The sequence below is a fragment of the Yoonia sp. genome (assembly GCF_017854565.1).
Taxonomy (GTDB): Bacteria; Pseudomonadota; Alphaproteobacteria; order Rhodobacterales; family Rhodobacteraceae; genus Yoonia.
Genome location: NZ_JAFMHJ010000063.1, coordinates 1 through 10,778 on the forward strand (window position 1 = coordinate 1; position 10,778 = coordinate 10,778).

The 10,778-nt window shown below is 57.3% G+C and carries 11 protein-coding genes; 4 read left to right on the forward strand and 7 right to left on the reverse strand.

The window, feature by feature from the left end; translation table 11 throughout:
- The 6 genes from QZ196_RS16030 to QZ196_RS16055 all read right to left on the reverse strand — a co-directional run.
- A partial coding sequence (locus QZ196_RS16030) for an SDR family NAD(P)-dependent oxidoreductase (RefSeq protein WP_296428232.1) occupies window positions 1–257 on the reverse strand: 257 nt, incomplete at its 3' end.
- Window positions 254–1,780, reverse strand: coding sequence for an AAA family ATPase (locus QZ196_RS16035; protein WP_296428234.1), 1,527 nt, complete (start codon window positions 1,778–1,780; stop codon window positions 254–256). The genes QZ196_RS16035 and QZ196_RS16030, both read right to left, overlap by 4 nt.
- A gap of 40 nt (window positions 1,781–1,820) precedes the next feature.
- Window positions 1,821–2,456, reverse strand: a complete 636-nt coding sequence (locus QZ196_RS16040; RefSeq protein ID WP_296428236.1) for an acyl-homoserine-lactone synthase — start codon at window positions 2,454–2,456, stop codon at window positions 1,821–1,823.
- 83 nt (window positions 2,457–2,539) lie between these two features.
- The gene (locus tag QZ196_RS16045) at window positions 2,540–3,349 is read right to left on the reverse strand and encodes a LuxR family transcriptional regulator (protein ID WP_296428237.1); all 810 of its coding nucleotides are present in this window, start codon (window positions 3,347–3,349) and stop codon (window positions 2,540–2,542) included.
- A 361-nt stretch (window positions 3,350–3,710) separates the two neighbouring features.
- A complete protein-coding gene (ccrA, locus tag QZ196_RS16050; RefSeq protein ID WP_296428238.1) occupies window positions 3,711–5,003 on the reverse strand; it encodes a crotonyl-CoA carboxylase/reductase in 1,293 nt (430 codons plus the stop codon).
- A gap of 119 nt (window positions 5,004–5,122) precedes the next feature.
- The gene (locus tag QZ196_RS16055; protein ID WP_296428239.1) at window positions 5,123–6,520 is read right to left on the reverse strand and encodes a 1-acyl-sn-glycerol-3-phosphate acyltransferase; all 1,398 of its coding nucleotides are present in this window, start codon (window positions 6,518–6,520) and stop codon (window positions 5,123–5,125) included.
- Window positions 6,521–6,657: 137 nt separating this feature from the next.
- Between QZ196_RS16055 and QZ196_RS16060 the strand changes: the two genes are divergently transcribed.
- The 4 genes from QZ196_RS16060 (at window position 6,658) to QZ196_RS16075 (ending at window position 10,227) form a co-directional block, all read left to right on the forward strand.
- Window positions 6,658–8,625, forward strand: a complete 1,968-nt coding sequence (locus QZ196_RS16060; protein ID WP_296428240.1) for a protein meaA — start codon at window positions 6,658–6,660, stop codon at window positions 8,623–8,625.
- 102 nt (window positions 8,626–8,727) lie between these two features.
- Window positions 8,728–9,069 (forward strand): H-NS histone family protein, encoded by a 342-nt coding sequence (locus QZ196_RS16065; RefSeq protein WP_296428241.1) that lies wholly within the window; start codon window positions 8,728–8,730, stop codon window positions 9,067–9,069.
- 129 nt (window positions 9,070–9,198) lie between these two features.
- Window positions 9,199–9,918 (forward strand): purine-nucleoside phosphorylase, encoded by a 720-nt coding sequence (gene deoD / locus QZ196_RS16070; protein ID WP_296428244.1) that lies wholly within the window; start codon window positions 9,199–9,201, stop codon window positions 9,916–9,918.
- A 153-nt stretch (window positions 9,919–10,071) separates the two neighbouring features.
- Window positions 10,072–10,227 carry a hypothetical protein gene (locus tag QZ196_RS16075; RefSeq protein ID WP_296428246.1) on the forward strand — a complete coding sequence of 52 codons (156 nt, stop codon included), beginning with the start codon at window positions 10,072–10,074 and terminating at the stop codon, window positions 10,225–10,227.
- A gap of 171 nt (window positions 10,228–10,398) precedes the next feature.
- Here the strand turns inward: QZ196_RS16075 and QZ196_RS16080 are convergent.
- Window positions 10,399–10,778: transposase (locus QZ196_RS16080; RefSeq protein ID WP_296428001.1), on the reverse strand; the 380-nt coding region annotated here is incomplete at its 5' end.

A 10,778-nucleotide genomic window follows, 5' to 3' on the forward strand; every position in this document is an offset into this window, starting at 1 on the left:
TCAATCGTCGTTTGCGGCCCGAACATGCCGGCATTGTTGAACAGCACATCCAGATGACCAAATTGCGCAAAGGCCGCATCAACGGCGGCCTCGTCCGTAACATCGCAAGGCAGTGCGATCACGTTTTCATGGTCGATCTGTGCCAACAGATGGGCGCGGCGCGCGATCAGGCCAACGCGCCACCCTTGCCCAAGGAAATATTCAGCGGTCACACGACCAATGCCGCTGCTCGCTCCGGTAACAATGATGCTTTTCATATCTCTTCGCTCCTTAGCGTCAGGGGGGTTGCGGGCACTTCAAGGTCATCGACGCGCAAAACGCCCTGCGGCCGCGCCAGCCGATTGCGCACGACCCAACGCAGTTGCGTTTCCGCCCGTGTAATCGCCACATAGGCCAGCCGTTTCCATAATGGCTGGCCCGCCTCGACGCGGCCCATGCGCGACGCGGCATAAATATCCGGCGCAAAGACCTGCACGGTGTCCCATTGCGACCCTTGCGCCTTGTGGATCGTCACGGCGGCTCCGTGCAGAAACGTGGCACCCATGCGTGCGGCAAACGGAATAAAGGGTTCCGCATCGCCTTCCTGTTCAATCTTCACGATGCTGGCCGCGCTTACCTGCGGGTCCTCTGCGCCCAGAACATGCAACCGCGAAAAGCCCGGCTTGCGGCCAGGGCCGAGGTAAATAACCTGCGCACCTTTGATCAGCCCGCGCGCCTCCAGATCAAGCCGCTTCTTGCGGTGCTTCAAAGGCAGCTCGATCCCGTCACAAATCAGCGGCTCACCCGCCAGCAATTCATCGACGGGCGCGTCAAACGCCGCGCGAAAGGCATGGATCAGACGAATCCGGGTCGCGTTGCGCCACACCAGGCAGGGCGAACGGGCCATCAAATCCGCCTCCACGCGCTGCGCCATAACCACACGCTCATCGGTTTTTGCGGCGTCTTCGACCATCCGCTCAAATGTGTGGAAATCCAGCTGCGGATCAGCCAACGCATGCGCGAGATCAAGGATCGGATTGTCCGCGTCTTGCCGATGGATCCGGTTCAGGGTCAGAACACGATTTTCAGGCAGGGTTTCAAACACCATACCCCCACTGGATTGAACCGGGGGCAACTGCGCGGGGTCGCCAAACAACAGCAACGTCGGAAATATCTCTTGCAGATCCTCGAACTGCTTTGCGTCCAGCATCGAACTTTCGTCGACCAAACCGATGTCGAGCGCCTCTTCCCGACGCTTCCAGCCGGTGATAAAGTCACTGCCCCGCAGACCGGCAGCCGCCAATGCAGCGGGCACCGATGTATTGATCTGATATGACGCAAAGGCCCGGTCCAGCGCCACATCGGAAAGCCCTTCGATGTCAGGTCGATCGCCCTGCCCGGCAAGCCATTCAGCGACCCGCTCGTATTCGGGATCGTACACCGGGGTATAAAGGATTCGGTGAATGGTGGTCGCGGGTACGCCATGATTGCGCAGCACGCTGGCGGCCTTGTTCGTCGGCGCCAAAATTGCCAGGGTGCGCCGATCCTTGCGCTTGCGTCCCTCCCAATCCCCGGAAATGACGTCGACGCCGGCCTCATCCAACGCCTTGTACAGGCGCGCCAGCAGCATGGTCTTGCCCGACCCCGCCTTGCCGATCACGGCCATCACCGAACGGGCATCACTTTGCGGCGGCTGCAGCAGGCTGTCGTCCAGATCAACACCGGCCTGCCGCAATGCGACCGCGATATTATCCCAGGCTTCGGCCTGATCGTCAGAAAATGTAATCATGGGTGCGTTCATGCCGCGACAGTATCCGGACCGTCACGGCACGACCAGTGGATTAGGCGGCCTTTCGTATCTCTTGTACCGCGTGCCCAAAAGATCTGTCGAACCAATGTTCAGAGATTTCCGAAGACAGCCCCGCCCGGCGCAACACCCTCAGCCGGTCATGCGGGCGAAACGGCCAAAGACCGACACTGATCTTGTCGCGCCCCACCCCCATACTGCCCAGTACCTCGGGCGAGGCACCGATCATCGCATAGATACGGACCATGCGGGGATCAAAGACGCCCAGCAACTGCGTCAGCGAAAACGCCCGCATCAACTCACCGCCCGCCAACATCAACGCGGCAGCCACGCGGGGCGTTGACTTTTGACCCAGGCAAAACCGCGTGCATTCCCAAATAAACGGGCTGCGAATATCCGCGCCATTCAATAGGGTGGCAAAGTGTTCGCGCACCATGGTACGTTCGGTCGTGGGCAGAAACCGCATTGATCCGCCATGGCCGCCATCAGGATTGACCCAAATGACATAAAGCGGGTCGAGCGCATCGTATTCGTCACGCTCCCAGCCATTTTCATCCACACTGACCTCCCATTTCATGCGGTCTGCGAATTGGACCGCCCGGTCACGAAACATGGTACCCTCCAAAAGTGGATACCGCGCCAATTCACTTCCATAGATATAGCGAAGCATCCTGTCCTGCCCTTGCACAATTCCCAATTGGCAACAGGGTAGACGGTGCGGCGCGTTCAACCGTGAATGGCACGTCCGCTAGGTTAATGGTTTGGTGTGACCCACGGGGCAGCCACGGGCTTGGCCGTTTTATCCGATGTCGTGCGCCCGGGCCAACCGCCTGTCGCAGCGCGCGCGGCACCTCCGACAACGATCAACCCTTCGCTCGTCGCACGTGCCACGGCATGGGGTGTATTCAACGCGCCCAGCTTCAAACGGGCGCTTTCGATGTAGGCGCGCAGCGTATGCTCTGAGATATTTAACAGATCGGCCACCTGCCCGCGGCTGTAACCCATCGCAAGATACGTCAAAGCATCGGTTTCGCGCGGCGACAGCGCCCGTATCGGTTCGGGCGTTCGCCCCTTTTCCAGCTGCAACGCCTTCTGGTTCAGGTAATGCGCGATCAATATCCAGTCACGTTGATGGGACTTCATAAACGTATCCCATGTGATGTCATCGGTGGAATGTGACGCCGTAAGCAGCGCGAGCTGGCCGTTGGGGCCACGAATCGGGATCGAAAACCCCTGATTGCCGATGCCATGGGCAATTGCGTCGGCACGAAACGCGCGCGCGGCCCGCGACGTCCAGTCTAATTTCTTCCAGTCGACCGGATCAAATCGCTGAAAACAACCAATGACAACGGGATCAACCCGCAGATAATCACGTTCGACATAACGCTGTGCCCATGCGGGGTCGTAGGTGCCAAAACCATACTGCTCACCATCTGCACTGACCCAATGATAAACCACATGATCAATCTCAAAGCGATCTCGAAGACCTAAGATCAGAGTCTGGATTTGATCAAGCGCGTCGGCCTGTTCCAGCGCTTGCAAAAATGTGTCGAGTTCCAGCACAGTCTCCTCGCGTCAGTAGACCCGGACTTTTGCTCACCGCCGCGATCTCGGCGGTTGCAACCAGCGCCGTATCCTCCAGTTGAGCGGTCAACAGCGGCAAGTCATTTTTTTTCGCAAAGGATTTCAAGTCCGCAAGAACGTCGATGATCCACTCATGTCCCATATACTAGTCTTTCCGTTAATGATTAACAAAACGTTAACAACTCATGGTAGCACCTTAACTATGAAAAATTTACTCACAGGTTCATATCCCCCATAAATAGCGGGTAGACAGACACAGATTCACGACTGATCGCGCCGCTCAACGAACGAAAGGCGCAGGTGGTGGTACCTGCGCCTTTTATTATTATATTACAATATGTTATAATATGCGCGCCGCTTCCAGCGTATCCTCGAACGTGCGCAACCCGGCTGTGGGGGCCTGAACCAGCACCGCCATATTGCCCGGCTTGTGTTCATTCCGGCGCATCTTGGTATGGGCTGCGGGGATATCATTCCAGCCGAACACTTCGGACATGCAGGGGTCCAACCGCCGTTCAACCATCAGATTATTTGCGGCACTCGCTTGCTTGAGATTCGCAAAATGGCTACCTTGCAACCGCTTTTGATGCATCCACATATAGCGCACGTCGAACGTCAGATTATACCCTGTCGTGCCCGCACAAATCACCACCATACCGCCGCGCTTGCACACGAACGTAGAGACTGGGAACGTCGCCTCGCCGGGATGTTCAAACACCATATCGACGTTGTTTCCCTTGCCGGTGATTTCCCAGATCGCCTTGCCGAATTTCCGAGTTTCTGTGAACCATTCCTTATATGCGGGCGTATTCACTGTGGGCATCTGCCCCCAGCAATTGAAATCCTTGCGATTGATGACGCCCTTCGCGCCCAGCGACATGACAAACTCCCGCTTGTCTTCTTCGGAAATCACCCCGATCGCATTGGCGCCCGCCGTATTGATCAGCTGGATCGCATACGAGCCCAAGCCACCAGATGCGCCCCAGACAAGGACATTCTGGCCAGGCTTGAGCTCATGCGGATGGTGGCCAAACAACATCCGATAAGCGGTAGCCAAGGTAAGTGTATAGCACGCGCTCTCCTCCCAGGTCAGATGTTGTGGCCGCGGCATCAACTGTTGGCTTTGCACGCAGGTAAACTGCGCAAAGGATCCGTCCGGGGTTTCATACCCCCAAATGCGCTGACTTTCCGATAGCATCGGGTCGCCACCATTGCATTCTTCATCGTCGCCGTCGTCCTGATTGCAGTGGATCACCACCTCATCGCCGACTTTCCAGCGTTTGACCTTACTGCCGACCGCCCAGACTATGCCAGCGGCATCAGAACCGGCGATATGGTAATCGGCCTTGTGAATATCGAAAGGGCTGAGCGGAATACCAAGCCCCGCCCAGATCCCGTTATAATTCACGCCAGCTGCCATCACGAGAACAAGAACCTCGTTGCTGTCAGGTGTGGGGCAATCGACCACCTCGACTTGAAATGCCGTTTCGGGCTCGCCGTGCCGCTCGCGGCGGATGGTCCATGCATGCATCTGCGCAGGCACATAACCCATCGGGGGCATCTCGCCCACATCATACAGGTCTTTTTGCGGTGCAGCATCGGTTGCCACGGGGTCAATCTGATCAAGGGCCATCGTTGTCTCCATCGCTTGGATAGCATTTTTGCCGCGCCGCAGAATCGACAGGCTTTCGCTACCAATATCGGATCACAGAGTAACTATGCAACCCCATGGCTCATTTTTTGGTAATTTAATTACTTTGCGGCTGCAGAATTTTCGCCCGTTTTCTCTGCGGGCGCAGCAAAATGATGCGCAATGGTATTGGCATAATACGCCAACACATCCCGGCCTTCTTCCGTTACCGCGATCCCTTGGGGGAATTCGCTGATCAGGTCACGGGCCGCCAAGCGCCCCAGCGCGTCCTGCACGACGGCACTGACCGGTCGCTTGGGCCGGGGCAATTTGCGCGCTGCACAGACCGTGATCGAGCTGGCAACAGCGGACTCCAACGCGGCCACTTTCATCGGCCCATCGGCCAAAAGGTGCCGCGCGACCAATGGAACACCCAGCACCGGGATCACATCCGCAACCCGTTGCATCAGCTCTGCGGCAACCGCCTGCGTCAGATCACCCTGCGTCTTTGCCGCAAAAGCCGATAACTCAAGCGGCTCGCCGAAACTGACCGAGGCGACGCCAAACCCTTTGAACCGCCCAGTCACGCGCTGCCACAAGTGACCGGCAACACCTTGCAAAACCGTCCGGAACGGCGGGCGAAAACGCCGCGTGCCGGATTTATCCGCAGCAATCAGAAACGTGTCTTCCAGCACCCGATCATAGTTCAGCGCGACGGGCACAAAAATGATATCACGCTTGGCGGGGTCGAAATCCTCGATGACATAATTCAGCAAGCCCAGCTTCGGCGGCGCCGTCTTACCGGTCAGGCTAAGGCCGCCCTCTGGGAACACCGCCTGACTGACGCCGCCGCGTGTCGCCATCTGTACGTAGCGTGCCAGAACCCTGCGATATAACGCACCGCGCGACTTGCGCCGGATGAAATACGCCCCCATCGCGCGGATCACGGTCGACAGCGGCCACACCCGCGCCCATTCCCCAACCGCATAAGACAATGCACCAGCATTCGACGCCAGATAGGTCACCAGCACATAATCCATATTGCTGCGGTGGTTGATCACGAAAATCACCGTCGCATTCGGGTCGATATGCTCTAGCCGATTGCGATCAAAGGTGCCCAGCTTGATGCGGTAAAGCGATTTGGACAGCCAACGCGCCAGACGGATCCCGACACTGAAATACGCAGTCGCCGAGAATGATGGCACAATTTCGCGAGCATACCGACCGGCCTGCTCAAACGCGACGTTCTCGGGGATACCTTCGGACTGCGCATGATCGACAATCGCTTGTGTGACTTCGGGGTCATAGATCAGCCGTTGGATCATGTCGTATCGCCGGGCCAGCTTGAACGGCTCGATCGGACGTTGCAGGCGCTCGTTCAATCGGGCGATCACCCGCTCGGCCCGTTTGCGGAAAAACCAGCGGACCGAGGGAAACAGGAAATGCGACGCAAAAGTTACGCCCGCAAACAGGATGATCAGCACAAAGACCCACAGCGGCAGCGAAACGGTTTGCGTCATTGTCAGACCGTGACAGGGAATGCGGCCGCGGTAAATCCCGTCATGCCGCAACGCAGCGAATTGACAGCGCCACAAAATGTCCGATAATCGGGCTTATAGTGTAATTTAATTACGCCCAGAGCCAAAGGAACGCCGCAATGTCGCAGACGCAGAAAGACCGCCCATGGCTGTTTCGCACCTATGCAGGGCACTCGACCGCCACGGCGTCCAATGCGCTCTATCGGGGCAATCTGGCAAAGGGGCAGACCGGCCTGTCCGTTGCCTTCGATCTGCCGACGCAAACGGGTTATGACAGCGACCATCTACTGGCAAAAGGCGAGGTCGGCAAAGTCGGCGTGCCCGTCAGCCATCTGGGGGACATGCGCGCGCTATTCGCCGATATCCCGCTCGACCAAATGAATACATCCATGACGATCAATGCAACCGCGCCTTGGCTGCTGTCGCTGTATATTGCCGTGGCCGAAGAACAAGGCGCCGATATCAGCGCGCTGCAAGGCACCGTGCAAAACGACATCATCAAAGAATACCTGTCGCGCGGGACCTACATCTGCCCGCCTGAACCATCATTGCGGATGATCACCGATGTGGCCGCCTATACCCGCGAACATTTGCCGAAATGGAACCCGATGAATGTCTGCTCGTATCACCTTCAGGAAGCCGGGGCGACACCAGAGGAAGAATTGGCCTTCGCTCTTGCCACCGCCACGGCCGTTCTTGATGATTTGAAGAACAAAGTCCCCGCCGAACATTTTCCCGCGATGGTGGGGCGTATTTCATTCTTTGTGAATGCCGGTATTCGCTTTGTAACAGAGCTGTGCAAAATGCGCGCTTTTGTCGAATTATGGGATGAAATCTGCGCGACCCGTTATGGCGTCGAAGATGCGAAATACCGCCGCTTCCGCTACGGCGTGCAGGTCAATTCGCTCGGGCTGACCGAACAGCAACCCGAAAACAACGTCTACCGCATTTTGTTGGAAACACTGGCCGTGACCCTTTCCAAAAACGCCCGCGCCCGCGCCGTACAATTGCCCGCCTGGAACGAAGCGCTTGGCCTGCCCCGGCCATGGGATCAACAATGGTCACTGCGCATGCAGCAAATTCTGGCCTATGAAACCGACTTGCTGGAATTCGACGATCTTTTTGACGGAAATCCCGCGATTGAGCGGAAAGTCGCCTCTCTCAAGGATGGCGCGCGTGCCGAATTGGCGCAAATTGATGGCATGGGCGGTGCGGTCGGCGCCATTGCCTATATGAAATCGCGGTTGGTCGAAAGCAATGCCGCCCGCATTGCCGGGATTGAAACGGGCAATACAACTGTCGTGGGTGTCAATAAATGGCAGGCCGGGGAACCGTCACCGCTGACCGCTGGGGACGACGCCATTATGGTCGCAGATCCGCGCGCAGAAGCCGATCAATTGCAACGCCTACAGGCGTGGAAAACAGACCGGGACAATACCGCCGTACAGGTCGCACTGACCGCCTTGCGCGCCGCCGCAAACGATGGCCGCAACATCATGCCGCCATCAATTCTATGCGCCCGTGCCGGTGTCACAACGGGCGAGTGGGCGGATGTGATCCGCGCGGTCTTTGGGCAATATCGGGGGCCAACCGGGGTCAGCCGCAACCCGTCAAACCGGACGGAAGGGCTGGATCACCTACGCGAACAGGTTGATTTGGTTAGTCATTCCTTGGGTCGGCGGCTCAAGTTCCTGGTTGGCAAACCCGGCCTGGACGGCCATTCGAACGGCGCTGAACAAATTGCGGCCCGCGCCCGCGATTGCGGCATGGATATCACCTACGAAGGTATCCGGCTGACTCCAGACGAAATTGTTCAGGCCGCCCGCGAGGAACAAGCGCACGTCATTGGCCTGTCAATTCTTTCGGGCTCTCATATTCCGTTGGTGCGCGACGTCATGACGAAATTGAAAAACGCAGGTCTTGGCGACATTCCCGTCATTGCAGGCGGGATCATTCCCGAAGATGACGCCGCCGCATTACGCGCAATGGGTGTCGCGAAAGTATATACGCCGAAGGACTTTGAATTGAACAAAATCATGGGTGATATAGTGGCCCTCGTCGATCCGCGATCCGTGGCAGCCGAATAGCAGGGCTTCGCATGGTATTTACTTTTGTACAGTATTGATTGAATTAACGATGTGTTATGGTCTCAGCCATGCTACGACCATTCAGTTTAATTGGAGATATCTATGAAACCTGATCTTAAATCAATGGCTCGTAAAGAGCTTGAAAAGCTGAAAGCCGATGTGGAAAAGGCGCTTGAAAAAATCGCTGGGCGCGAAAAGAAAATGGCCATCGCCGCCGCTGAAAAGGCTGCAGCAGCCCATGGCTTTTCTTTGGCCGAAATAACGAGCAGCGAACCATCTGTCGCAAAAACACGCAAAGTGAAAAGCGGCCCCAAAACGGCCTCCCCTCCAAAGTATCGCAACCCGTCAAACCCCGAACAGACATGGACCGGCAAGGGTCGCCAGCCTGAATGGTTCAAAACAGCCATTACATCTGGCACAACCCCTGACGCGATGGAAATATGAATAAAATAGCGCGGGGTGCCAACTGCCCGCTGGCGGCACCCTGCGCTATTGCCCCCCAACGCAATTTCCCCCTCTACCTTTCGCAATTGCGCACCTAGGATTGCCGCAAACAGAAAGGGCCCCCCCCAGATGACAACCCATATCGGTGCCGCCAAAGGCGATATCGCGCCAACCGTTTTGATGCCCGGCGACCCATACCGCGCCAAATGGGCAGCCGAGATGTTTCTTGAAAATGCCCGCTGTATCAATGACGTGCGCGGCATGCTGGGGTTCACCGGCACATGGCATGGCCACCCCGTCACGATCCAAGGGTCGGGCATGGGCATGCCATCCTTGTCGATCTACGCCAATGAGCTGATCAAAGACTACGATGCGCAAACATTGATCCGCATCGGCTCTTGTGGCGGGATGCAGGACCACGTCCGTATCCTCGACGTGATCCTTGCGATGACCGCGTCGACGCTGTCCACCCCCTCGCGCGGCATTTTCAAAGAACTGAATTTCGCCCCCTGCGCGGACTACGGCCTGCTCGCCGCGGCCCATAAGGCCGCGATCGAAAAAGGCGTGCCAACCCACGTCGGCGGCATCTATTCATCGGATGTCTTTTACGATGAACGCCCCGATCTGAATGAACAGATGATGCGCCACGGTATCCTAGGCGTCGAAATGGAAGCGGCCGAGCTTTACATCCTCGCCGCCCGCTATGGCCGCCGCGCCTTGGCCGTCCTCACCGTCAGCGATCACCTCGTCACCCAAGAGGCCCTGCCGGCACAAGACCGCGAACGGTCCTTCGGCGATATGGTCGACATCGCCCTACACGCCGCGTTCGCCTCAAATGGAACCAGGTAAAAACCCGCAAACTTGGCGCGAATGCCCCTGATGGATCCGCCATCGGCCTGGGCTGCATGAGCTTGGCAGGCTTCTTTGGCGACACCGACACCGGTGCCTTGATGCGGCCATCGACCACGGCATTACCTTTTCGACACTGCGAATGTTTACGGCATGCGCCGCTGGCGAAGCCCATGCAAAAACGCCATCACCTTGGCCACCAAAGGCAGTATCGTGCGCGACCTAGCTGCCCCTGTAAACAACGCCGAAAGCTATCTGCGGGCGGAACTGCACGTGTTGAGCGACAACCACCTTGGCCGGTGGGGCTGAACGGAGGACGGGCATGCCCGTCTGGAGGGTAGCCCCATGGGGCTGATTGATTTCTTGGTTAGGTGCTGGTCGCTGCGGGTTGGTAAGCCGGAAGCTTCTGTCTTCAAACGGAGGATCCGGGTTGGCCTGCAAACCCATCGAGCTATGCTTGAATTTGGGTGACGCGCATCATCAGGCGGCGCGGTTTTCGGTATCGTTTGTGTGTTCGATACCGTCTGTGAACTTGATTCCTTCGATAACCTTTGGCAACTGATTTCTGCCCTTGAGGCGCAGCCATTTTTTCGATGCTGCCTGAATGAGGGTGAAGACCATCAGTTTTGCGGTCTTTTGTGACAGCGCCCCTTTGGTCCTCACCGTTCGGTGCCGAACAGTGGCAAACACGCTTTCAATCGGGTTCGAGGTGCGCAGATGGCCCCAATGCTCAGCTGGGAAGTCGAAGAATGCCAGCATCGCCTCTTTGTCCTTTGTCAGGCAGGCAACACCTTTTGGGTATTTGACGCCATACTTTTCGGAGAAAACGGCCAACGCAGCATCGGCTTCTGCGCGCGTTC